This window comes from Pseudomonas sp. CMR5c (assembly GCF_003850545.1).
Classification (GTDB): domain Bacteria; phylum Pseudomonadota; class Gammaproteobacteria; order Pseudomonadales; family Pseudomonadaceae; genus Aquipseudomonas; species Aquipseudomonas piscis.
The window spans coordinates 1825593-1849264 of sequence record NZ_CP027705.1; the positions used below are offsets into that span (position 1 = coordinate 1825593).

21 protein-coding genes are annotated in these 23672 nt (G+C 64.0%); 5 read left to right on the top strand and 16 right to left on the bottom strand.

Annotation, left to right across the window (positions count from 1 at the left end):
- The first annotated feature begins 52 nt into the window (after positions 1–52).
- From C4K40_RS08540 to C4K40_RS08550, 3 genes are all read left to right on the top strand, one after another.
- Positions 53–1195 carry a hypothetical protein gene (locus C4K40_RS08540; protein WP_053135046.1) on the top strand — a complete coding sequence of 381 codons (1143 nt, stop codon included), beginning with the start codon at positions 53–55 and terminating at the stop codon, positions 1193–1195.
- A gap of 152 nt (positions 1196–1347) precedes the next feature.
- Positions 1348–1971, top strand: coding sequence for a hypothetical protein (locus tag C4K40_RS08545; RefSeq protein ID WP_031321191.1), 624 nt, complete (start codon positions 1348–1350; stop codon positions 1969–1971).
- 109 nt (positions 1972–2080) lie between these two features.
- Positions 2081–2530 (top strand): RidA family protein, encoded by a 450-nt coding sequence (locus C4K40_RS08550; protein WP_031321192.1) that lies wholly within the window; start codon positions 2081–2083, stop codon positions 2528–2530.
- Between the two features lie 136 nt (positions 2531–2666).
- Here the strand turns inward: C4K40_RS08550 and C4K40_RS08555 are convergent, their stop codons facing one another.
- From C4K40_RS08555 to gcl, 8 genes are all read right to left on the bottom strand, one after another.
- Entirely contained in the window at positions 2667–3668 is a 1002-nt protein-coding gene (locus C4K40_RS08555) for a sulfate ABC transporter substrate-binding protein (RefSeq protein WP_053135043.1), read from the bottom strand.
- A gap of 91 nt (positions 3669–3759) precedes the next feature.
- On the bottom strand, positions 3760–4584 hold the full coding sequence (locus C4K40_RS08560; RefSeq protein WP_022643080.1) for an ion transporter: 825 nt from the start codon (positions 4582–4584) through the stop codon (positions 3760–3762).
- Positions 4585–4605: 21 nt separating this feature from the next.
- Positions 4606–5523 (bottom strand): urea transporter, encoded by a 918-nt coding sequence (locus C4K40_RS08565; protein ID WP_053135040.1) that lies wholly within the window; start codon positions 5521–5523, stop codon positions 4606–4608.
- Positions 5524–5630: 107 nt separating this feature from the next.
- Positions 5631–7046 carry a pyruvate kinase gene (gene pyk, locus C4K40_RS08570; RefSeq protein WP_053135037.1) on the bottom strand — a complete coding sequence of 472 codons (1416 nt, stop codon included), beginning with the start codon at positions 7044–7046 and terminating at the stop codon, positions 5631–5633.
- A complete protein-coding gene (locus C4K40_RS08575) occupies positions 7036–8316 on the bottom strand; it encodes a glycerate kinase (RefSeq protein WP_053135034.1) in 1281 nt (426 codons plus the stop codon). Before C4K40_RS08575 ends, pyk begins: the two co-directional genes overlap by 11 nt.
- A 152-nt stretch (positions 8317–8468) precedes the next feature.
- On the bottom strand, positions 8469–9362 hold the full coding sequence (locus C4K40_RS08580; protein ID WP_053135031.1) for a 2-hydroxy-3-oxopropionate reductase: 894 nt from the start codon (positions 9360–9362) through the stop codon (positions 8469–8471).
- A gap of 137 nt (positions 9363–9499) precedes the next feature.
- Entirely contained in the window at positions 9500–10282 is a 783-nt protein-coding gene (gene hyi / locus C4K40_RS08585) for a hydroxypyruvate isomerase (protein WP_053135028.1), read from the bottom strand.
- 144 nt (positions 10283–10426) lie between these two features.
- Positions 10427–12202, bottom strand: coding sequence for a glyoxylate carboligase (gcl, locus tag C4K40_RS08590; RefSeq protein ID WP_031321201.1), 1776 nt, complete (start codon positions 12200–12202; stop codon positions 10427–10429).
- 267 nt (positions 12203–12469) lie between these two features.
- Here gcl and C4K40_RS08595 point away from each other — a divergent pair, with 267 nt between their 5' ends.
- Positions 12470–12910: a heme-binding protein gene (locus tag C4K40_RS08595; RefSeq protein WP_031321203.1), complete on the top strand. Its 441-nt coding sequence runs from the start codon at positions 12470–12472 to the stop codon at positions 12908–12910.
- Positions 12911–13107: 197 nt separating this feature from the next.
- Here the strand turns inward: C4K40_RS08595 and C4K40_RS08600 are convergent, their stop codons facing one another.
- The gene (locus C4K40_RS08600) at positions 13108–13719 is read right to left on the bottom strand and encodes a TetR/AcrR family transcriptional regulator (RefSeq protein ID WP_022643088.1); all 612 of its coding nucleotides are present in this window, start codon (positions 13717–13719) and stop codon (positions 13108–13110) included.
- A 192-nt stretch (positions 13720–13911) separates the two neighbouring features.
- Here C4K40_RS08600 and C4K40_RS08605 point away from each other — a divergent pair, with 192 nt between their 5' ends.
- On the top strand, positions 13912–14847 hold the full coding sequence (locus C4K40_RS08605) for a DUF808 domain-containing protein (RefSeq protein WP_031321205.1): 936 nt from the start codon (positions 13912–13914) through the stop codon (positions 14845–14847).
- On the opposite strand, the gene C4K40_RS08610 is transcribed toward C4K40_RS08605, so the two are convergent.
- From C4K40_RS08610 to C4K40_RS08640, 7 genes are all read right to left on the bottom strand, one after another.
- The gene (locus tag C4K40_RS08610) at positions 14844–15647 is read right to left on the bottom strand and encodes a Cof-type HAD-IIB family hydrolase (protein ID WP_053135025.1); all 804 of its coding nucleotides are present in this window, start codon (positions 15645–15647) and stop codon (positions 14844–14846) included. The two genes, C4K40_RS08605 and C4K40_RS08610, sit on opposite strands and share 4 nt — an antisense overlap.
- Positions 15648–15720: 73 nt before the next feature.
- Positions 15721–16410 (bottom strand): formyltransferase family protein, encoded by a 690-nt coding sequence (locus C4K40_RS08615; protein WP_022643091.1) that lies wholly within the window; start codon positions 16408–16410, stop codon positions 15721–15723.
- A complete protein-coding gene (locus C4K40_RS08620; protein WP_083456950.1) occupies positions 16397–18253 on the bottom strand; it encodes an aminotransferase class I/II-fold pyridoxal phosphate-dependent enzyme in 1857 nt (618 codons plus the stop codon). The genes C4K40_RS08615 and C4K40_RS08620 overlap by 14 nt, the downstream gene beginning before the upstream one ends.
- Positions 18254–18263: 10 nt before the next feature.
- Entirely contained in the window at positions 18264–19466 is a 1203-nt protein-coding gene (locus C4K40_RS08625; protein ID WP_053135022.1) for a hypothetical protein, read from the bottom strand.
- A 118-nt stretch (positions 19467–19584) separates the two neighbouring features.
- Positions 19585–20856: an MFS transporter gene (locus tag C4K40_RS08630; protein WP_083456949.1), complete on the bottom strand. Its 1272-nt coding sequence runs from the start codon at positions 20854–20856 to the stop codon at positions 19585–19587.
- A gap of 603 nt (positions 20857–21459) precedes the next feature.
- Positions 21460–22248 carry a VacJ family lipoprotein gene (locus C4K40_RS08635; protein ID WP_022643095.1) on the bottom strand — a complete coding sequence of 263 codons (789 nt, stop codon included), beginning with the start codon at positions 22246–22248 and terminating at the stop codon, positions 21460–21462.
- Positions 22241–23539 (bottom strand): serine/threonine protein kinase, encoded by a 1299-nt coding sequence (locus C4K40_RS08640; RefSeq protein WP_053135019.1) that lies wholly within the window; start codon positions 23537–23539, stop codon positions 22241–22243. The genes C4K40_RS08635 and C4K40_RS08640 overlap by 8 nt, the downstream gene beginning before the upstream one ends.
- Between the last annotated feature and the right edge of the window lie 133 nt (positions 23540–23672).

Here is a 23672-nt window from a genome sequence, read left to right on the forward strand (position 1 = left end):
GGCCTTGGCCGATACAGCGAGGTGTTCCTGAGCCGCTGCCGTTGAGCGACCGATGAAAAAATCCCTGAACAAACCCTATTTCCTGCCGATGCTGTTCTGGCTGGCGCTAAGCGGCGTGCTGTTGCTGCTCTACGGATCGGGCTCGGCCGAAGTGCCGGAACTGATCTACCTGTCGGTGCAGCCACTGTCCTTGCTGGTGGTCTTCGCGTTTTTCTATTACTTCTGCTGCTGGACCCTCATCTCGGTTTTCCCGCTCACCGAGGTGGGTTGGAAGAAGGTGGACTACGGCTGGCTGACGCTGGCGTCCCTGGCCCTGATCAGTGCCACCCAGGTGGTGCGGGTGGATTGGTTCCAGAGCGACTATCGCCTGGCGCAGAGCACCCAGGCCGGATTGCAGCGGGGTGTCGCGGCGGATATCGACGACCTGCTGGGCAAGCAGCACTGCCAGGCCGCCACCCAGCTGCACGAACCCCAGGACGCCGCCCAGGTGCTCAACCTGTGCGAACGTTTTGCCAGCTTGCCGCGCATGGACGATGGCCGATTGTCGATACTGGCCGTGACCCGGGTACAACAGGCCCTGGGGGATCTGCGCGGCGAGTACTCCTCGGCCGTGGTCGGCCAGTGGCTGGAGCGCCTGGCCGAAGACTTCGCCGAACAGCAGCGCCAGCGCAAGGAAGTCGATCGCCTGCGCGCGCTGACCGAAACCAGCCAGGCCGAGAAAATCTATAGCTACTTCGCCCCCTTGCTGCTGGTGTTCGCCCTGGCCCTGCGCGCCTCGAAGGTCACCGGTGAAGTACGGCTCAAGGTGCCGAAACGGCGCAAGCTGTGGCTGATCGTCAACCGCCGCGTAGTGCTCGACGGCCTGGGATTTGCCCGGGGCGCACGGGCCCGGCTCGACGAGGCGCTGGGCAACTGGCGGGTGGCGGGGTGGGGCGTGGTGCACCTGGCCTGCGACTTCATCACCGCTGCCGGCCCCCAGGACACCCCGGTGGCGGTGAGCGCCGGCTTCTACGAGAACGAATTCCACCTCGCCAGCGCGGCCGACTTCGATGGCAGCGAGTTCGTCGAGTGGGCGGCCACCCAGGTCATCGACACCCTCTACCTGGTGGGCGAAACCGATCCGCAACTGCTCGCGCTGGTTCGCCGCTGGGGTGCGGCGGCGAACATCGAGGTGCTGATCCGCGAGCGGATCTGAGCCTTGGCCATGGACAGACCAGGTGCCGCCAGTCGGCCCAGGCGCCGGCCAGGCATTTACTTGGCTCGCGCCTGGTAGCAGGCTGGTGGTCTTTCCGGGCCGGCTGCTGGCTCGGCCCTGTACCGCTTCGCTCAGCCGAGGACCTTGTTGCCATGAAACGATCTCTGTCTGGTGTGTTGTGCGTTATCCAATGCTTCGCCCTGATGGCCCTGCTCGGCAGTGCCCTGGCCCAGGATGCGCCCGGCATGCGCATCGGCGTGCGGGGGGAAATCACCGGCCTTGGCGGCGATGTGCTGCGGGTGCATGCCAATAGCGGGGAGAACGTCAGCATCGAGTTGACGCCGCAGACCCAGGTCCGCGCCGTGACCCTGGCCAATATCGAGGACATCAAACCGGGCAGCTACATCGGCTCGGCGGCCATGCCCATGGCCGATGGCACCCTCAAGGCCCTGGAAGTGCATGTGTTCCCGCCGCAGATGGCCGGCACCGGCGACGGCCACCGGCCTTTCGACCTGGCCAAGGGCAGCAGCATGACCAACGGTAGCGTCGGCGACCTGGTGGTGAGCAATGGCCGGACCCTGACCGTCAACTACAAGGGCGGCCAGCAGAAGATCCTGGTGCCGGACGATGTGCCCATCGTCAACCTGGTGCCGGGGGATCGCAGCTTGCTCAAGACCGGGGTCAAGGTGGTGATGTTCGTCACCCAGGGCGCCGACGGCAAGCTGATCGCGCAATCGATTTCCGCCGGCAAGGACGGGGTGACGCCTCCGATGTAGGTCCGCCATCCACTGTTGCGTTGCCGGATGTTGCTGCGCCGGGCTGGCGCTGGAAGTCCGCGGGGCCCTGGTTTAGGGTTTGCGGTCGTTCATCGAGGCGGAGGTCCTTATGCAAAAGTCGACGTTCAATCCCGGCAGCGTGTTCGATTCACTGCAGTACGGCTTCAGCCAGGCCGTGGAAGTGCGGGGCGGGCGGCGCCTGCTGCTGTCCGGCCAGGTGGGAGTGGATGAACATGAACGCACCGTGGGCCCGGGCCTGCGGGAGCAGACCGAGCAGGCCTTCGACAATATCCAGCGGGTGCTGGCCGAGGCCGGTGGGACGCTGGCGGATGTGGTGATGTTGCGGATCTATATCGCCGAAGCGGCCCGCGATCAGCAGGAGCACATCAGCGCGATCTTGCTGGAGCGCTTCGCCAGCCAGCCGCCGGCGTCTTCATGGATCATCGTCAGTGGCCTGTCGCTGCCCGAATGGCTGATCGAAGTCGAGGCCGAGGCGGTGCTGGAGGAGCGGCATCAGGCCGCCGAAGCGGCGCTGTTCAATCCGGCGCTGGCCCTCTGACTGCCACCTGAAGCATAAAAAAGCGACCGTGGAAGTTGATTGATGCCGGTCAGGCAAGCAGAGGTGATTCTCTGCCATTGCCTTGACTGATCGGCATTAACCGTACAGGTCGCTTTTTTCATTCACCCGCGAGGGGTCACTTGGCGTTGGTGTAGATCTGGTCGAAGATCCCGCCATCGTTGAAGTGGGTCTTCTGTACGCTGCGCCAGTCGCCGAAGGTCTTCTCCACCGAGAGGAAGTCGACTTTCGGGAAGCGGTCGGTGAACTTGGCCAGCACCTTCGGATCCCGTGGGCGCAGGTAGTTGTTGGCGGCGATCTCCTGGCCTTCCGGCGACCACAGGTACTTCAGGTATTCCTCGGCGGCGGCGCGGGTGCCTTTCTTCTCCACCACCTTGTCCACTACCGACACCGGAGGCTCGGCTTCGGCGGAAACGCTCGGGTAGATCACCTCGAACTGATCGCGGCCGAATTCGCGGGCGATCATTTCCGCCTCGTTCTCGAAGGTCACCAGCACGTCGCCGATCTGGTTGGTCATGAAGGTCGTGGTGGCGGCGCGGCCACCGGTGTCCAGCACCGGCGCCTGCTTGAACAGCTTGCCGACGAAGTCCTTGGCCTTGTTCTCGTCGCCGCCGTTCTTGAGCACGTAGCCCCAGGCCGAGAGGTAGGTGTAGCGACCGTTACCCGAGGTCTTGGGGTTGGGCACGATCACCTGTACGCCGTCCTTGAGCAGGTCCGGCCAGTCCTTCAATGCCTTGGGGTTGCCCTTGCGCACGATGAACACCGTGGCCGAGGTGAAGGGGGCGCTGTTGTCCGGCAGGCGGGTGACCCAGTTGTCCGGGACCAGATTGCCGTTGTCCGCCAGGGCATTGATGTCGGTGGCCATGTTCATGGTGATGACGTCCGCCGGCAGGCCGTCGATCACCGAGCGCGCTTGCTTGCTGGAGCCGCCGAAGGACATCTGCAGGGTGATGTTCTCGTTGTGCTCGGCCTTCCAGTGTTTCTGGAAGGCGCTGTTGTAGTCCTTGTAGAAGTCGCGCATCACGTCGTAGGAAACGTTGAGCAGGGTCGGTGCGGCCTGGGCGGCGCCAGCCAGGGCCAGGCCGGCGGCCAGGAGCGAAGCGCTGAAGAGTTTTTTCACTGCACATTTCCTTTTATTCGAGAGTGAAGGCAATTTGCCGCCGACTATAGCCGGGGCGCTATATCTCTTTAAAGATTGAAAAGTACTTTGCTTATTCCATTTTCTTGAACAGCGCATTGCCGCAGCGTGAGCAGAAGGCGGCGGCCGGCTCGTGGCTGTTCTTGCGGCACACCGGGCAGTCGTGTTTCTGCTGCTCGCCGCGCATGGCGCTGGCCAGCTCGGCGGTGAAGATCCCGGTGGGCACGGCGATGATCGAGTAACCGGTGATCATCACCATGGACGAGATCACCTGGCCGATCACCGTCTTGGGCACGATATCGCCGTAGCCCACGGTGGTCAGGGTGACGATGGCCCAGTAGATGCCCTTGGGAATGCTGGTGAAGCCGTGCTCCGGGCCTTCCACCACGTACATCAGGGTGCCGAACACCGTGACCAGGGTGCAGACGCTGAGCAGGAACACCAGGATCTTCTGCTTGCTGCCGCGCAGGGCGTCGAGCAGGTAGTGGGCCTGCTTGAGATAGGGCGCCAGCTTGAGCACGCGGAAGATCCGCAGCATGCGGATGATACGGATGATCAACAGGTACTGGGCGTCGCTGTAGTACAGGGCGAGGATCCCGGGGACGATCGCCAGCAGGTCCACCAGGCCGTAGAAGCTGAAGGCATAGCGCAGCGGCTTGGGCGAGCAGTACAGGCGCAGCCCGTACTCGATGGCGAAGATCAGGGTGAAGCCCCATTCGATGTACGCCAGGACGTTGGCGTAGTCGCGGTGCACCTGGTCGATGCTGTCGAGGATCACGATCACCAGGCTGGCGAGGATGATCAGCAGCAAGGTGGTATCGAAGCGTCTTCCAGCCACGGTGTCGGTCTGGAAGATCATCACGTAGAGGCGTTGCCGCCAGTTGTCGCTGTTACCCATGGAAATCGCCTGAATCGAAGATCAGCGAAGCCTAGGTGGATTCGTTGCGCTAGCGCAAGGCGCGTCGCGGCGCGGGGTGCGGCCCAACACCCGGTTGCAGGCCAGCACCAACCAGCAAGCGAGGACGAAGGGGCCGGTGAGTGGGGGCAAGCCTATCGCGGCGATGCCGGGGGTGATCAGCAGCGCCAGGACCATGCCCAGCAGCGGCCACCAGGGGCGCAGGCCGATCTGGCCCAGCGCCAGGGCCACCAGCGCGCAGTTGTAGCCGGCCAGTCCCGAGAGCGCCTGGCCGGGCTCCTGCAGCATCGCCGCCACGCCCAGGCCGAACCCCGAGCCGCCCAGGGCCCAGATCGCCGCCCGGCGGTTGGCCAGCAACAGGCCGGCGAAGACCAGCAGCCCCGCCAGCCAGTCGCCGAGGAACATCACCTGGCCCAGGCCCTGGAACAGGCCGCCCAGCAGCCCCGTGGGCGATAGCCCGGTGGGCGCCGGGTTGGCGGCCAGCGGCGTGAACAGGCCGGCCAGGAGCCAGCCGAGGCCGACGAAGGGCGCGGTGTAGGCCGGCAGCCGGGCGGGTTGCCGGGCGCGCTTGAGCCACTGCTGGGTGATGATCGCGCTCAGGCCGCCGGCGGCGATGATCAAGGGCGGCAGCAAGATCGTCCAGGGCAGGTACAGGCTCAGCAGCAGCCCGAGCAGCACGCCGTTGTAGCTGAACAGCCCGGCTTGTCGATCGGCCTTGGCGTAGCCCCGTTGCTGGGCCGTCAGCAGCCCGGCCAGGGCGCCGAGCAGGGCGCCACCGAGCAGCGCCGGGGCGCAGGCCAGGATCGCCAGCAGGCACAGCAGGCCGCACAGCGGGTCGCGCTGGAGAAAGATCTGGCTGAAGCCATTGAGCAGGGCAGTGGCCCAATCGGGGCAGAAAGCGTTGAACGACTGTGACGGCATGATGGATATCGGTCAGTGCGGCCGCTGTTGGCTGCGTCCGGGCCATCAGGCTCCCTCTCTGGAGAGCTCTGAATGGACCGGGGCCGCAGCACCGGCAGTGGGGCAGGTCAGAGAAGGGTTTCGACACGCAAGGAGTTAGTCGTCCCCGGCTGGCCGAACGGCACACCGGCGGTGATCACCACCGTGTCCCCACGCTGCGCCAGGCCTTGGGCCTGGGCGATCTCCAGGGCCGTACTGCAGACTTCGTCGACCTGGCGCAGGCGGTCGTTGACCACCGAGTGCACGCCCCAGGCCAGGGACAGGCGGCGCGCGGCCTGCAGGTTGGGGGTCAGGTTGAGGATCGGCACCGACGGCCGTTCCCGGGCGGCGCGCAGGGTCGAGCTGCCGGACTCGCTGTAGTTCACCAGTACCGCCACCGGCAGGATGCTGCAGATACGCCGGATCGCGCAGCTGATGGCATCGGACACCGTGGCTTCGGCCTGGGGCCGGTTGACGTCCAGTTGGGTTTGGTAGTCCGGTCCGGTTTCCACCTGGCGGATGATCTTGCTCATCATCTGCACGGCCTCCAGCGGGTATTCCCCGGAAGCGGTTTCCGCCGAAAGCATCACGGCGTCGGTGCCTTCGGCCACGGCATTGGCCACATCGGTGACTTCGGCCCGGGTGGGTGCCGGGGAGAAGCGCATGGACTCCAGCATCTGCGTGGCCACCACCACCGGCCGGCCCAGCTGGCGGCAGGTGGCGATGATGTCCTTCTGGATCTGCGGCACGGCTTCGGCCGGCACCTCGACCCCCAGGTCGCCCCGGGCCACCATGATCGCGTCGCTGAGTTCGGCGATGTCCCGCAGTTGGGCCACCGCCGAGGGTTTCTCGATCTTGGCCATCAACAAGGCCTGGTTGCCGATCAGTTCCCGGGCTTCGTGAATATCCTGCGCGCGCTGCACGAACGACAGCGCCACCCAGTCCACTCCCAGTTCCAGGCCGAAGCTCAGGTCGCGGCGGTCCTTGGCGGTCAGCGGGCTCAGCTCCAGCACCGCCTGGGGCACGTTGACACCCTTGCGATCCGACAGCTCGCCACCGGCCAGCACCGTGGTATCGATGGCCTCGGCATGCCTGGCGTCGACCCGCAGGCGCAGCTTGCCGTCATCCAGCAGCAGGTCCATGCCGGGCTCCAGCGCGGCGATGATTTCCGGATGGGGCAGGTTGACCCGCCGGGCATCGCCCGGGGTCGGGTCCAGGTCCAGGCGCAGGGCCTGGCCGCGTATCAACTGGACCTTGCCGGCGCTGAAGGTGCCGACCCGCAGCTTCGGCCCCTGCAGGTCCATGAGAATCCCCAGGGGTCGGTTCAGCTCGCTTTCCACCTGGCGGATCCAGGCGTGGCGCTGGGCGTGGTCGGCATGGCTGCCGTGGCTGAAGTTGAGGCGGAAGATATTCACCCCGGCTTGCACCAGCTCACGGATATCCTCGATACCGTCGGTGGCCGGGCCCAGGGTGGCGAGGATCTTGACCTTCTTGTCAGGCGTCATGTTTGGTGGTCTCGAGAATCAGGATGGCGCGGAAGTCGTTGACGTTGGTACGGGTCGGCTCCGTGACGATCAAGCTGTCCAGGGCCGCGAAGTAGCCGTAGCCATTGTTGTTGTCCAGCTCGTCGCTGGCGTTCAGGCCCAGGGCCGTGGCACGGGCGAAGCTGTCCGGGGTCATGATGGCCCCGGCGTTGTCCTCGGAGCCGTCGATGCCGTCGGTGTCGCCAGCCAGGGCGTAGATGCCGGGATGGCCCTTGAGGCTGTCGGTCAGGCTCAGCAGGAACTCGGCATTGCGCCCGCCACGGCCGTTGCCGCGTACCGTGACCGTGGTCTCGCCGCCGGACAGGATCACGCAGGGCGCGGCCAGGGGTTGGCCATGCTGGGCCACCTGGCGGGCAATCCCGGCGTGGACCTTGGCCACCTCGCGGGACTCGCCCTCCAGGTCGCCGAGGATCAACGGGCTGAAACCCGCCTGGCGCGCCTTGACTGCCGCCGCCTCCAGGGATTGCTGGGGCCGGGCGATCAGCTGGAAATGACTGCGGGCCAGGCACGGGTCGCCGGGCTTGACGGTTTCCGACTCTTGGCTCTGCAGCCAGGCGCGCACCGCCGACGGTACCTCGATGGCGTAGCGCTGGAGAATCGCCAGGGCCTGGGCCGAAGTGCTGGGATCGGCCACGGTGGGCCCGGAGGCGATGACCGTCGCCAAATCGCCGGGCACATCGGAAATCGCGTAGGTGTGCACTGTGGCCGGCCAGCAGGCCTTGGCCAGGCGCCCGCCCTTGATCGCCGAGAGGTGCTTGCGTACGCAATTTATCTCGCCGATGGTGGCGCCGGACTTGAGCAGCGCCTTGTTGAGCGCCTGCTTGTCGGCCAGGGTGATGCCGGTGGCGGGCAGGGCCAGCAGCGCCGAGCCACCGCCGGACAGCAGGAAAATCACCCGGTCCTGTTCCGTCAGGTCGCTGACCAACTCCAGCACGCGCCGGGCCACGTCCAGGCCGGCGGCATCGGGCACCGGATGGGCGGCCTCGACCACTTCGATCTTGTGACAAGGGGCGCCGTGGCCGTAGCGGGTCACCACCAGCCCGCGGACTTCGCCCTGCCAACTGCGTTCGACCACCTGGGCCATGGCCGCGGCGGCCTTGCCGGCGCCGATGACGATGACCCGGCCGCTGCGGTCGCTGGGCAGGTGGGCTTCGAGGACATGTTGCGGATGGGCGGCGTCGATGGCTGTGGCGAACAGCTCACGCAGCAATTGTTGCGGATCGGCCGGCATGGCGGGCTCCCGGATTCTTGTTATGGGGGGCGTGGAACAGGTGTAGTCGCCGCCGGGGGCGGCGCCAGGGTCGGCGGGGCCCGTCCATGGCCCGCAGCGATGCGTTTCCCGCGGACCTCGGTACAGCCCGGGGCGGCGACTACGAATACGGCTTACTGCTTGTCGCGGATCGAGAAGTTGGCCATGTGCTCCAGGCCCTTGATCAGGGCCGAGTGGTCCCAGTTGCCACCACCGATGGCGTTGCAGGTGCTGAATACCTGCTGGGCGTTGGCGGTGTTGGGCAGGTTGATGCCCAGCTCGCGGGCGCCGCTGAGGGCCAGGTTGAGGTCCTTCTGGTGCAGGTTGATACGGAAGCCCGGGTCGAAGGTGCCCTTGATCATGCGTTCGCCATGCACTTCCAGGATGCGCGAGGAGGCGAAGCCGCCCATCAGCGCTTCGCGCACCTTGGCCGGGTCGGCGCCGTTCTTCGCGGCGAACAGCAGCGCTTCGGCCACGGCCTGGATGTTCAGGGCGACGATGATCTGGTTGGCCACCTTGGCGGTCTGGCCGTCACCATTGCCGCCGACCAGGGTGATGTTCTTGCCCATGCTCTGGAACAGCGGCAGGGCGCGTTCGAAGGCCTGGCTGTCGCCGCCGACCATGATGCTCAGGGTCGCGGCCTTGGCCCCGACTTCACCGCCGGACACCGGGGCGTCGAGGTACTGCGCGCCTTTCTCGTTGATCTTGGCGGCGAAGGCCTTGGTCGCGGTGGGCGAGATCGAACTCATGTCGATGACGATCTTGCCCTTGCCGATCCCGGCGGCCACGCCGTCGGCGCGCAGCAGCACGTCTTCTACCTGTGGGGTATCGGGCACCATGATGATCACGAATTCGGCTTCCTGGGCCACATCCTTGGGGGATGCCAGGGCCACTGCGCCGGCGGCGATCAGGTCGGCCGGGGCCTTGCCGTGGTGTTCCGAGAGCAGCAGGTTGTGGCCGGCCTTCTGCAGGTTGGCGGCCATGGGGTGGCCCATGATGCCGGTGCCGATGAATCCGATTTTAGCCATGGGGAAAATCCTCTTTTTATTGCTCTATAAGGTTGCGGGTGCCAAGGCATTCGTCTCGCGGGCAGCCTGGCTCCTACCGTAGGAGCGAGCCGGCGGCGATCCGACTGGCCCCAGATGAACGATGACGCGGTGGCCGATCAGATGGCGTTGTGGCTCTTGAGCCAGCCCAGGCCTGCTTCGGTGGTGGTCAGCGGCTTGTACTCGCAGCCGACCCAGCCCTGGTAGCCGATGCGCTCCAGGTGCTCGAACAGGAAGCGGTAGTTGATCTCGCCGGTGCCCGGTTCGTTGCGTCCGGGGTTGTCCGCCAGCTGCACGTGGTTGATCTGCTCCAGGTGGTTGGCCAGGGTCCGGGCCAGGTCTCCTTCCATGACCTGCATGTGATAGATGTCGTACTGCAGGAACAGGTTGGCACTGCCGACCTGTTCGCGGATCGATAGCGCCTGGGCGGTGTTGTTGAGGTAGAAGCCGGGAATGTCGCGAGTGTTGATGGCCTCCATTACCAGCTTGATGCCCACGGCCTGGAGCTTGTCGGCGGCGTACCTGAGGTTGTCGACGAAGGTCTTTTGCACCAGGGCCTCGTCCACGCCCTGGGGGCGGATGCCGGCCAGGCAGTTGACCTGGGTATTGCCCAGGACCTGGGCATAGGCGATGGCCAGGTCGACCCCGGCGCGGAACTCCGCGACCCGGTCGGGCAGGCAAGCGATACCGCGCTCGCCCTTGGCCCAGTCGCCGGCCGGCAGGTTGAACAGCACCTGGGTCAGGCCGTGGGCGTCGAGCTGGGCCTTGATTTCGGCCGAGCTGAATTCATAGGGAAACAGGTACTCGACTCCGCTGAAGCCGGCATCGGCGGCAGCCTTGAAGCGAGCGAGGAAATCCTGCTCGGTGAACAGCATGGACAGGTTGGCGGCAAAACGCGGCATGGTGGTCTCCTGTGGATCTATCAAGTCCTGTAGTCGCCGGGGCAGTAGGCGCCAAGGCCCGGTGGACCCTGGCGGCTCGCGAAGACGGCGTTGGCTTGGCGCTCGAGCGCGGTCCTGGGCGGCTACGGGAGTTGTGCTGGCTGGTTAGTCGAGCAGGGCGATGGCGGTGGGGGCGTCGTTGCCCACCAGCGCCAGGTCCTCGAACTCGTTGACGGCGTTGATCTCGGTACCCATGGAGATATTGGTCACCCGTTCCAGGATGATCTCCACCACCACTGGCACCTTGAAGGTTTCGACCAGTTCCTGGGCCTGGCGCAGGGCCGGTTGGATGTCCTTGGGCTCGAATACTCGCAGGGCCTTGCAGCCCAGGCCTTCGGCCACCGCGACATGGTCCACGCCGTAGCCATTGAGCTCGGGAGCGTTGAGGTTGTCGAAGGACAGCTGTACGCAATAGTCCATGTCGAAGCCGCGCTGGGCCTGGCGGATCAGCCCCAGGTAGGAGTTGTTCACCACCACGTGGATATACGGCAGGTTGAACTGCGCACCCACCGCCAGCTCTTCGATCATGAACTGGAAGTCGTAGTCCCCGGACAGTGCCACCACCTTGCGGCTTGGATCGGCCTTGACCACCCCCAGGGCCGCCGGAATGGTCCAGCCCAGCGGGCCGGCCTGGCCGCAGTTGATCCAATGGCGCGGCTTGTAGACGTGGAGGAACTGCGCGCCGGCGATCTGCGACAGGCCGATGGTGCTGACGTAGCAGGTGTCCTTGCCGAACACCTGGTTCATTTCCTCGTAGACCCGCTGCGGCTTGACCGGCACGTTGTCGAAGTGGGTCTTGCGTTGCAGGCTGGCCTTGCGCTGCTGGCAGTCATGCAACCAGGCGCTGCGGTCCTTGAGCTCTCCGGCCGCCTGCCACTCGCGGGCCACTTCCAGCAGTACGGTGAGGGCGCTGCCAGCGTCGGAAACGATGCCCAGGTCGGGAGTGAAGACCCGGCCGATCTGGGTCGGCTCGATGTCCACGTGGATGAACTTGCGGCCTTCGGTATAGACGTCCACCGAGCCGGTGTGGCGGTTGGCCCAGCGGTTGCCGATGCCCAGCACCACATCGGACTTGAGCAGGGTGGCGTTGCCGTAGCGATGGGAGGTTTGCAGGCCGACCATGCCCACCATCTGCGGGTGATCGTCGGGAATGCTGCCCCAGCCCATCAGGGTCGGGATCACCGGGATGCCGGTGAGTTCGGCGAACTCCACCAGCAGCTCGCTGGCATCGGCGTTGATCACCCCGCCGCCGGCCACCAGCAGCGGTCGTTCGGCCTGGGCCAGCATGGCCAGGGCTTTCTCGGCCTGGACCCGGGTGGCCGAGGGTTTAGCCAGGGGCAGGGGCTGGTAGGCGTCGATATCGAATTCGATTTCCGCCATCTGCACGTCGAACGGCAGGTCGATCAGTACCGGGCCCGGGCGGCCGGAGCGCATTTCATGGAAGGCTTTCTGGAAGGCGTAGGGCACCTGGCCCGGCTCCAGCACGGTGGTGGCCCACTTGGTCACCGGCTTGACGATGCTGGTGATGTCCACGGCCTGGAAGTCTTCCTTGTGCAGGCGGGCACGGGGAGCCTGGCCGGTGATGCAGAGGATCGGGATGGAGTCGGCCGAGGCACTGTACAGGCCGGTGACCATGTCGGTGCCGGCGGGGCCCGAGGTGCCGATGCACACACCGATGTTGCCGGCCTTGGTACGTGTGTAGCCCTCGGCCATATGCGAGGCGCCTTCGACGTGGCGAGCGAGCACATGATCGATGCCGCCGACCTTCTGCAAGGCAGAGTACAGCGGGTTGATGGCGGCGCCCGGGATGCCAAAGGCGGTGTCGACCCCTTCACGGCGCATCACCAGAACGGCGGCTTCGATTGCTCTCATTTTGCTCATGATTTTGTGCCTCTTACGTTTTGTAATTGTATACAAGTGGCTTTGCGCAGAGTGTATTCATGGCGAGCAGCACAGGTCAATGGCTTTTCTTGGAAGCGATCAGCTGCGCTTTGAGCCCTGATAAACCGGTGTCATTTTGTCGCATTGGCTATATTTCAATAAATATTGTATACAAAAACAAAGTTCATTGTGTTCTATTCGTTGTATCGAGCTTCTCCTGAAAGAAGCTTCACCAGGCTTTCCAATAACAAGATGAGGACGGCACCCATGAGCGCTTTAACCTTGAAAGTCGCAGTCAACCTGGCCAACCAGGCCATCCAGGCGGGGCGCAACATCAGTGCCGCGCCACTGGCCATCGCGGTACTCGATGCCGGTGGTCATCTGGTGACCTTGCAAAGGGAGGATGGCGCCAGCCTGCTGCGCCCGCAGATCGCCATCGGCAAGGCCTGGGGGGCGATCGCCCTGGGCAAGGGCTCGCGCCTGCTGGCGCTGGATGCCCAGCAGCGTCCGGCCTTCATCGGCGCGCTCAACAGCCTGGGGCAGGGCAGTGTGGTGCCGGCACCGGGCGGGGTATTGATTCGTGATCAGGCGGGTTTGGTGATTGGCGCCATCGGCATCAGTGGCGATACCTCGGATATTGACGAGCAGTGCGCCATCAGCGCCATCGAAGCCCAGGGCCTGGCCGCGGATGCCGGCGTCAGCGCCTAGGTCACGCAGTACGTGTAGCCGCTGTCGAGCCTGCGAGGCTGCGATCGGGTGCGCAGCGCCCGCCAAACCGGGGGACGCGGTACCTCAGGTTGATTGCCGATAGCCACCAGGCGGCTCGTGCCGGGTCGTGCGCAGCCTGGGGCAGCGGCCACACGAACCCCGTGGCGCCCGTGAACCGGGCGACGTCATGAGGGGGGTTATGCGGATTCGGGTTCGCAGCCCTTGAGCACCAGGCGGATGATGGTCTGGGCGGCGGCTTCGTAGTCTTCTTCGGTCAACTTGGCCTTGCCGGTGACCACCGAGATCTGCCAGTCGAAGTCGGCATAGGTCTGGGTCGCGGCCCAGATGCTGAACATCAGGTGGTGCGGGTCCAGCGGTGCGATCTGGCCACGGTCGATCCAGGTCTGGATGCATTCGATGTTGTGCTTGGCCTGGGCGTTGAGCTGTTCCACCTGGTCCGGGCTCAGGTGCGGGGCACCATGCATGATCTCGCTGGCGAACACCTTGGAGGCGAAGGGCAGGTCGCGGGAGATGCGGATCTTCGAGCGGATATAGCCGCTGAGCACTTCGCTGGGCACGCCATCGGCATTGAATGGAGTGGAGGCCTGGAGAATAGGCTCGATGATGCTTTCAAGCACCTCGCGGTAGAGGTTTTCCTTGGACTTGAAGTAGTAGTAGACGTTGGGCTTGGGCAGCCCGGCCTTGGCGGCGATATCGCTGGTCTTGGTCGCGGCGAAGCCCTTGTCGGCGAATTCTTCACTGGCGGCCCGCAGGATCAGTTCTTTATTGCGCTCGCGGATGGTGCTCATAAACCGGGGGATTCCTTGCCTGTTCGGCGGTTGCGCATGGTAGCACCGGGCTCGCGAAAGGCTCAAGAATGCCCATTGGCCGTGGTCTTGCCAGCATTCGAGAGGGGGTGGCGACCGTTTGCCGGCATCTCGCCTGGTCCTCCTGCGGCGCGGTATGCTGCGCGCCTCATTTCACGCAGGGAAGCCTGGCCCATGGCAGGAAGCAGTTTGCTGGTTTTGCTCGACGATATCGCCGCGGTGCTGGACGACGTGGCCCTGATGACCAAGATGGCGGCGAAGAAGACCGCCGGTGTGCTGGGCGATGACCTGGCCCTCAATGCCCAGCAGGTGTCCGGGGTTCGCGCCGAACGGGAGGTCCCGGTGGTCTGGGCCGTGGCCAAGGGCTCGTTTCGCAACAAGTTGATCCTGGTGCCGGCGGCCCTGGCCATCAGCGCCTTCGCTCCCTGGCTGGTGATTCCACTGCTGATGCTCGGAGGCGCCTACCTGTGCTTCGAGGGTTTCGAGAAGCTGGCCCACAAGTTCCTCCACAGCAAGGCCCAGGACCAGGCGGCCCATGACCAGCTGATCGAGGCCGTGGCGGATCCGGCCACCGACCTGGTGGCCTTCGAAAAGGACAAGATCAAGGGCGCGGTGCGCACTGACTTCATCCTCTCCGCCGAAATCATCGCCATTACCCTGGGTACCGTTGCCGACGCGCCGCTGGCCCAGCAAGTGGTGGTGCTGTCGGGCATCGCCATCGTGATGACCGTCGGCGTCTATGGCTTGGTGGCCGGCATCGTCAAGCTCGATGACCTGGGCTTGTGGCTGGCGCGCAAGCCGGGACAACTGGCCAGGAGCGTGGGTGGGGCGATCCTGCGGGCCGCGCCCTACATGATGAAGAGCCTGTCGGTGATCGGTACCGCGGCCATGTTCATGGTCGGCGGCGGCATCCTCACCCACGGCGTGCCGGCGGCCCACCACCTGATCGAAGAGCTCACCGCGCGCAGCGCCAGCCTGGTGGGTGGTTTTTCGTTGCTCATGCCGACCCTGCTCAATGCCGTGGCCGGGATCGTCGCTGGTGCCGTGGTCTTGCTCGGCGTGACCCTGGCCAGCAAGGCCTGGCGCGCCGTCCGCGGCCAAGCGGCCTAGACCGGCAGCAGCGTGGCCAGGTAGCGGGCCACGGCTTCCTCGCCGCAGTGGCCGATCACTGCGGCCTCCGGCAAGGCCCGCCGGACATCGTGGTGGGCGCTATCCATCACCACCGCTTGCCCGGCCTTGGCCAGCATCGACACATCGTTCATGCCATCGCCAAAGGCCACGCAGCGCTTGAGGGCAACCCCCAGCAGCTGCGCCAGGCGCTGCAGGGCATGGCCTTTACTGACCCCGCCAGCCATCACCTCCAGGCACCAGGGAAAGGAGAAAACGCTGCTGATCCGCGCGCCGAAGCAGGCGTCGAGGCGCGATTGCAGGCGCGCCAACGCCGCGTGGTCCTGGTCGTGATGGAAAAAGAACAGTTTCTGTATCCCTTGCTCGGGAAAATCCGCCGGCGCGCAGAGCGTCGGTTGGAACGCCGGGTTCTGGCTGAAGCTGTCCAGGTTCGGGTAGTGGTCGCTGATCAGCCACTGTGCCTGGCAGTAGGCGTTGATCACCCACTGGCGGTCCGTGGCGCTGGCGATCAGCTTGCGCACCAGCTCGTTGTCCAGTTCCTGGACCAGGCGCAGGTTGCCGCAGGCGCTGGCGATGCTGGCGCCATTGGCGGTGATCAAGTGCACCGGCGGTAGCCGCTTGCCCATCAGCGAGCGGACATCGCGTTGGTGGCGGCCGGTGGCCAGCACTATCTGACGGCCGTCCTGGTGAAGCTGCCAGAGGGTATTGCAGGTGTAGTCGCCGATCCGGTCCCCTGGCAACAGCAGGGTTCCGTCCAGGTCGGACGCTATCAGGTCGTACATCGCAGGCTCCGGTTGGCACGGGCCGGGTCATGCCAATGGGCCGACCCGGCCGTCGGGAGGGGCGGTATGCGCCTCAGGCGGGTTTCGCGGCGCTCTGGGCCAGCAGCTCCAGGGACTTGGCCTTGGTGAAGGTCATGCGCTCTTCAAGGCGCAGATTGTCCCGTTCGTAGTAGATGCTCATCTGCCCATGGTCCTGGGGCACCGGGGTGATGCGGTAGATCAGCGGCAGGCTGTCGCTGAGCAGTTGCCGGGCATACCCCATGGCGCGCTGGTAGGTGTCGCCGACCTCTTCGAACTCGGGAAATATATCGAACGCCACCTGGCTGAGGATCGGGCCGTCGTCGATGCCCTCGTTGATTTCGTGGAGGGTCACGCCGTGGCGCCGCTCGCCGTTCTTCAGTGCCCAGTTCACCGGACGCACGCCCCGGTAGTGGGGCAGGTAGGACAGGTGCAGGTTGAGGATCTTGGCGCAGCAATCGATGAAGGCCCTGGGCAGGATCCGCTTGTGGAAGATCACCAGGCACAGGTCGCAGGAGAACGCCTGCTCGGCGTATCCCGGCAGGTTCTCGAAACGCCCGTCCTCGACCACCGGGATCTGCTGCTGGTGGCAGTAGTCGATCAGCGTCTGTTCGCTGCTCACCGGTTCGAACGGGTCGGCGACCACGTGGCTGAGCAGGTAGTCCGGGTGGTCCTGGAAGTAGCGGCAGGCGAAGATCGCCAGTTCGCCCTTGCCGCAGATCACCACGCGCTTAGGCGAATGCATGGTCGTTCTCCTGTTGATGGGCATGGCCATGATGACGGGCCAGTTGTGCCATGACGTTCTTGAGGGCCAGCAGCAGCTCGATGTTTTCCTCGCGGGTGCGGCAGGAAATCCTCAGGTACTGGTCGGAACCCTCGTTGCGTTTGCCCGAGCATTCCTTGACGTAGATGTGATGCTGCTCCAGGAGCAGGCGGCAGAGGGTCCGGGCGTCGGCGTAGTGGGTCTTGCAATAGACGAAGTTCGATTCGGTTTCGAAGCTGCTGAGGCCGTCGATGTCGTTCAGAGCGATCTGCAGGTCCAGGGTGTCGCCGATCACCGTCTGGCAACTTGCCAGGTACTGGTCCTTGTACTGCGGCAGGTGCAGCAGGAATTCCTCGGCGAAGCCGTTGAGGTTCCAGATCGGCAACTGCGCGTTCAGGGCCTTGAGCAGCGCCTGGTCGGCGCTGGCCAGGTAGCCGATGCGAATGCCGCCGATGCCGAAGGTCTTGCTCATGCTGCGGATCACCACCAGGTTGGGGTGTTCGTCCAGGACGTGGAGCAGGGTCTGGTCGGCATGGCGGGAGAAGTCCAGGAACGATTCGTCGACGATCAACGCGATCTGCAGCGCCTGCAGCTCGCGGGCCAGGGCCTGGAGCGTGGCCGCCGGGGTGAGGGCGCCCGTGGGGTTGTTCGGCGACTCGATCACCACCACCGAGGGGCGCTGTTCATGGCAGAGCGCCAACAGCGCCTGGGTGTCGATGGCGAATGCCTCGGCTTCGCGAGTGTGCAGGCACAGGGTGCGGTCTTCGCCGAAGACGTTGGCGTACTCGTTGAACGAGGGCACGGTGACCAGCACCTTGCCCGGGTACAGGTCCGGCAGGATCTTGATGATCTCCGCCGCGCCGTTGGCCACGCACAGCCGTTGGGCCGGGACATCGATGAACTCGGCCAGCGACTCCTCGATCAGCCGGCGGCCGCCCGGGTAGTTGAGCAGGATGTGCTCGAAGTTGTCCTTGATCTTGTCCTTGAGCTGTTGCGGCGGGAAATGGAAGTTGTAGATCAGCGCGAAGTCGCGCAGCGGGTAGCGCCAGTAGCCGCCGTGGCGGTTCTGCACGAAGCCCAGGCGATCCTGGTGGGAGATGTAGTTGCAGATGGTCAGGTCGTAGTAGTTGTCGACTTCGTACCACTGGGTGTTGTCGACGATCACCGGCTGGATGTTCCACTGGCTGTCCAGCGAGGCCTGCTTGAAGACATCTTCGTAGTAGGTGTTCTTGTCGCCCCGGGCGATGTACAGGTCCAGTTGGCGGACCACATAGCGGGCGAACTCCTGCGTACCGATCTTGTACAGGTTGACGGTTTTGTAGTGGCTGTCCAGGGTCTGGTGCCCAGCCTCCTTGGTGGAGCCGAAACCCAGCAGCCGGTCGTTCTCGATGGTGGTGTAGGTGCCTTCCATGTTCGGCCCGAGGGCGGACACCAGGGTGACCAGGTCAGCCGACTTGGCCATCAGCTGTTCCAGGCAGTGCTGGGAAAAGTAGATGTCGCCTTCGATGATCAGCGTGTCCCGGCCGATATGTTCCCGGGCCAGGTACAGCGAATAGATGTTGTTGGTGGTGGCCCAGTCCGGGTTGTAGACGAACTCGAAGCAAAGGCTGGTGTTCATCTGCTCCAGGTGCGCGGTGATGGTCTCGGCCTGGTAGCCGACCACGACCACCACCTTGCCGGCGCCGAGCCGTTCCAGGTTGGCCAGGGCGTTGTCGATGAAGGCGATGTCGTTGGTCTGGACCAACGGCTTCGGAGTGTTTTCGGTTCGGTTGGCCAGGCGGCTGCCTCGGCCCGCGCAAAGCAGGATGGCTGTATTGTTATTCATTGGAATTTCCTTATTTACCAAATATCAATCCGGGCACTACGTGCTGGTAGACCCACACGCCGTCGATCCGCCCGGAAAAGCTTTCTTCGCCGCCACTGTCGCCACCGGTCTTGATGCCTGAGCCGAGGCCGAAGGTATGGAAGTCCTCCAGCGCCCGGCCATCCACGGCCATGGGGTTGAGGCGGGCATTGGTCAGCAGGCCGTGGGCGTCCTGCTGCAACTGGATCGGGCGGCTGTCGGCGTCCAGCAACTCCACGGCCCTGGCGCTGTAGCCGGTGCTGTTGAGCAAGACGGCGCTGGAGTTGATCAAGGCGTCGACCTGCTCCGGGGACCGGGTGGAGATATCCACCACCTGGAGGTTGTCGATCTGCCCTCGCTGCACCTTGCGGGCGAACTCGAAGGAGTCGTAGCGCAGCCCCGAGTAGCGGTTGATTCGCCCGCTGGCGTTGCACACGTCAGCGTCGGTGAAGTGATAGCCCTGGGCCCGGGCGTTCTCGGCACAGTCGAAGAACAGCTTGAAGTCGCGCTTGGCCAGCAGGGTGATGGGACCCCGGTAATCCAGTTGCTCCACCAGGCGGATCAGGCAGGACACCGCACTGTGGGACGAGCCGAGGATGGCCACCGAGTCCGGGGCCGATGTGCGAAATTGCCGGTCGTGCAGACCCTTGATGAACTCGTCGGAGTTGATGTTGCAAGAGGCGTGGCGCGGGCCGCGTTGCTGGGGCTGCCCGCCGAGGTTGCAAATGACCTTGCGGCACTGGGCCTGCATCAGCACGCCATCCAGGCTGTAGCTGACCAGGTAGCCGCCCTCGGGCAATTGGCGGATCGCCTGGACGCAGCTATCGGTGGAGAACACGAAGCGCTGGCGCAGGGCCTTGTCGGCCATGACGAAGGCGGCGATCTGTTCGAGGAAGGCGCCGACCTGGCTCAGCTCGACGGCCCGGTCCTGGTTTTCGCGCAAGTAGCGCCATTGCGGGGTGTCCTTGAGGAAGCGGCTGAGCCGATCTTCCTGGTCCTGGAATTTTTCCAGGAATACGCCCCCCAGGGAGTTGGCGGTGATCCGGTACTGGCCGATTTCCCCGGCGCCTACGACATGGTTCTTTTCCAGGATCAGGCAGCGGCCAGCTTGTTCGTTCCGAATCAGCTCCGGCAGCAGCGAAATATTGGCTGGGCCGGCACCGCACAAGATCACGTCATAGTTCTGGATGGGCATCTAATGCTCCTGGTTGAAGTTATATAAGCGATAGAAGTTGCAGGCGAGGCTGGGCCGCTGAGATATCAGTTGAAGTTGTAGTAATTGATATAGAAGTCGTTTGTCGCGCCGACTTTATTCAGCCGCTGGATACGGGGGATGCCGTGCCGGAACTGTCATCTGCTGTTTGGCGGGGCTTGCCGGCATGTTTGAAGATGCTGAAGAAGATATAAGTCATGAGGCTGCTGGCAATGCCCAGGAAAATGAATAGCGCAGTACCGTCGAGCCACTGTATGAAGAGCCCGCCAACGATGGGCGACAGGGAAAATCCAACTCCATACAAAGAAGCGGCACCGAAGTAGGCCCCCCGCAAGTTGTTGGGAGCCAGGCTGTCGACGAACATGTTGATGCAGGGGAACAGAATGGTCTGGCTGATGCTCATGAGTAATACGGCGCTGTACCACAGGGCCTTGGTTTCATAGTGGTGGGCGGCCAGGGCGAAGATGAATTCGCTGGCGATCAGCAGGACGCTGCCGACATAGATCTTCGCGTTCAGGCTCCAGGATGCCAGCGCGCCGGACAGCGGCAGTTGCAAAAGGACGATGGTGGTGGCGTGCAGGACGATCAGCGAGGCGATGAAGCCCAGGTAGCCTTCGAAGCCGATGGCGGTGATCAGCTGGGGCAGGCTGGAGTCGAAGTTGCCGAAGATGAACATCATCAGGATGTTGTTGAGCACCAGGGCGAGGAAGATGTGGTCCCGGGACAGGACCTTCATGGTGTTGGCGAAGCTGGTGCTGTTGATGGCCTTGAGCACGATGCCACGGCCGAACACCACCACGCCGAGCAGCAGCAGGACATAGGACAGGGTCACCAGGACGAAGGCCAGGGAGCCGGCGCTGATCCCCAGTTGCAGGCCGAGGTAGGGACCTACCGCGGCGCCGGCGTTAAGGAAGAAGTAGCGCAGGTGCATGGCCCGCTCCACCAGGGGGCGGGACTCGATGATGTCGCCGATCACGGTCTTGATCGGGTTGTTGACCAGGGCCCAGGACAGGTTGGCCAGCAAGGTACCGGCAATGTAGCCCTGGGCGCTGCCGGACAGGCCGAGCAGGCAGTAGGACAGGGTGGCGACCACGCAGCCGAGGATGATGATCTTCAGCCGGCCGATCTTGTCCGAGATGTAGCCGCTGTAGAAGCTGACTGCCGAGGAGATGGCGATCGAAAGGGTCAGCACCAGCCCGATGAAGGTCGGGCTGAAGTCGAAGCGGGTATAGAGCACCACGGAGATGAATGGCCAGACCATCATCGAGGTCGCTCGGGTAATGAAGGTCCCGATGAACAGGATCCAGATGAAAAGAGGCAACTCGCTGAAGTAACGCTGCACGCGGGACTGGGGTCTGGCCGATAGTTTCATGGTAACGGATGTCTGAATTACTTGACGGAATACTGGCCCGGCCGAATACATCGACCAGCCCTCGTTAGTTGCCGGAATCTGCCTATTTGGTTTTCAGCGGGCAATAGTGATGCACTTCCCGGGAACCAGCACGCAATGGCCTGGATCTTGGGGGATCAATGTGTTTCGTATTGGCTGGAAGTTACCGGCAGTTCAGCGGGCAAACATCTGCACAGCAATAATCACGGGCGCAAGTTGACCATGATCGACCTGTGCGGTAGTTGGTGCTGAAGATTGGCGGGTGAACGCCGGGGAGGAATAGCGAGGATGGACGACATCAGTCCCTGATTATCGTAGAACACGTTACTGCTTCCTTAGCTGTGTTGCGCTGGAGCTTACACCGACCGTCACAATAAGTTAATAAAAAATTCACATTTGTTTTTTTAAGTTCGTTTGTGCGCTACGAGGCCTCGGTTTTTCCGGGGTTTCACGGCCATGGCGGCTGGATCGCGGCGGGTTGCAGGCAGTGTGAATCGCGCTGCTGTCGAGGCTGGAAGTACCGGGCTAGAGCATTTTGCGGGGCGTGTGGCGAGCCCGGAGGCCCGGGCTTGCCGTGACGGAAGGTTACTCGGCGATCTGCAGTTTGCGCGCTTCGGTATAGACGTAGCGCACTTGTTCGTACTCGAACGGCGAGTTCAGCTCGCCATAGCGGAAGTTGGTCTGGTAGCGCTTGTCGACGCCACGCAACAGCCAGAGCTCCGGATGGTTCTTGCTGACTTCGGCGACGTTGAGGAAGTTGATCGCCGACTCGGCGCTGTAGTCCACCGCCAGGCCCGCGGTGTCGCGCAGGTTCGAGGGGCCCAGGAGCGGCAGCACCAGGTAGGCTCCGCTCGGCACCCCGTAGAAGCCCAGGGTCTGGCCGAAGTCCTCGCTCTGGCGTGGCAGGCCCATCTTGGTGGCCGGGTCCCACAGGCCGGCGATGCCGATGGTGGTGTTGACCAGCAGGCGGGCGGTGGTCTCCATGGAGCGCTGGCCCTTGAACTGCAGCAGGCTGTTGAGCAGGCTGGGTACATCGCCCAGGTTGTTGAAGAAGTTGCTCACTCCGGTGCGCAGGAAGCTCGGGGTGATGTAGCGGTAGCCGTCCACCACGGGCAGGAACACCCATTGGTCGAAGCGATAGTTGAAGTGATAGACCCGGCGGTTCCAGGACTCCAGAGGATCGTAGACGTTCAGCGCGCTGAGGGTCGAGCGTTCGAACTCGCGCTGGTCCAGCCCCGGGTTGAACTTGAGCTGTTTCAGCGGCTCGGTGAAGCCGTCGGCGTCGGGCGCGGTGGTGGTGCCGGCATGGCCGTCGTCGGCCTGGACATAGCCTGCGCAGAGCAACGCAGCGATAAGCAGGAGATGTTTAGCCACGGAAGAACTCCAGCATGGCGTCGCTGTTGACGCGGTAGTTGAGGTTGCCGCAATGGCCACCATGGGGGTAGACGGTCAGGCGATCGCCAAAGGTCTTGCGCAGGAAGCCCAGGTCGCCCGGGCCCAGGATGACGTCGTCGGCGTTGTGCATCACGGCGATCTTCGGGCTGGCCTTGAGGTAGTCCTGCAGGGCGTAGAGGCTCACCTGGTCGACCAGTTGCAGCAGGCTGCCGCCATCGGTACGGGCGCGCCACATCGGAATCACCTGCTCGGTCAGGTAGCAGTCGAAGTCGCACTGCAGGGCGCGCTTGAAGAATGGCGTGAGACTGGTGCCCTCGCGGATCGGGTATTTGGGCGGGGTGATCAGGCCGCGCCGGTTGATCAGGTCCGAGGTGAAGGCGATGTCCGCCGCCGAGAAGCGGAAGGCGGTGCCGATCAGCATCGCCAGTTGTTCGTTGCTCAGGTGCTGCTTGGATTGCTGCAGGTCATAGAGCAGGGCGTCGTTGAGATCGATATAGCCCTTCTGCTGGAAGTAGCGGGTCAGCTTGGCCAGCATCAGCTCGTAGAACGTGGTGCTGCTGCTGATGCCCTTGACCTCGGTCTGTACCAGCTTGTCCAGGTTGCTGATCGAGGTGTAGAGGTTGACCGGCGGGTTGAGCAGCAGGACCTTCTTGAAGTTGAAGGTGCGCCGGGTCTCGTCGAGCTTGCTGATGAACGCCGCATCCAGGGCGCCCAGGCTGTAGCCGGTGAGGTAGTAGTCGGTGACCGGCAGCTTGGAGTTCTGCGCGCGCACCGCTTGCATCACCCGGTACATGTCCTGGGCGTCCTCGGCGGTCACCCCGGGAGTGGCGAAGCGCGATGCGGCGCTGATGAAGTCGAAGCTGGTGGGCGAGGACAGCTGCACCACGTGGTAGCCGGCCTTGTAGTAGAGCTTCTTCAGGTATTCGTTGAGGGTGCTGTCGTAGCGCGCGCCGGTACCGGCGATCAGGAAGATCAACGGGGCGGCGTGGTCCTGGGTGGCGATGCGGTAGGTGAGTTTCTTCACTGCCCAGAAGTTGTCCGGCAGGGTGAATTCGCGTTCCGGGCGCAGGGTCAGGTTGTAGTCGGACTGGCGGATGTCATCGTCCGAGGGCAGCTCCGGGCGCAAGTCCGGCGGTGTGGTGGCGATGGTGGCTTCGAAGGGATTGGTCAACGGGTAGCCGTAGCTGGCCGGATCGACATCGACCGCCAGTGCGGACGCACTCAGGATAAGGCCACCGAACAGGGCGGTGAGGCGCAAGGAACGAAGCATGACTGTATCCCTAGAAGGAAGGTGCCGAATGAGGTTCGCAGGCTATGACCACCGTGCTGCTGCCGAAGTGCCATGTGCGGGCGCAAATAACGTCCGTGGCAGTCTGGCCTGGGGGTAGTGGTGATAGTAGCCG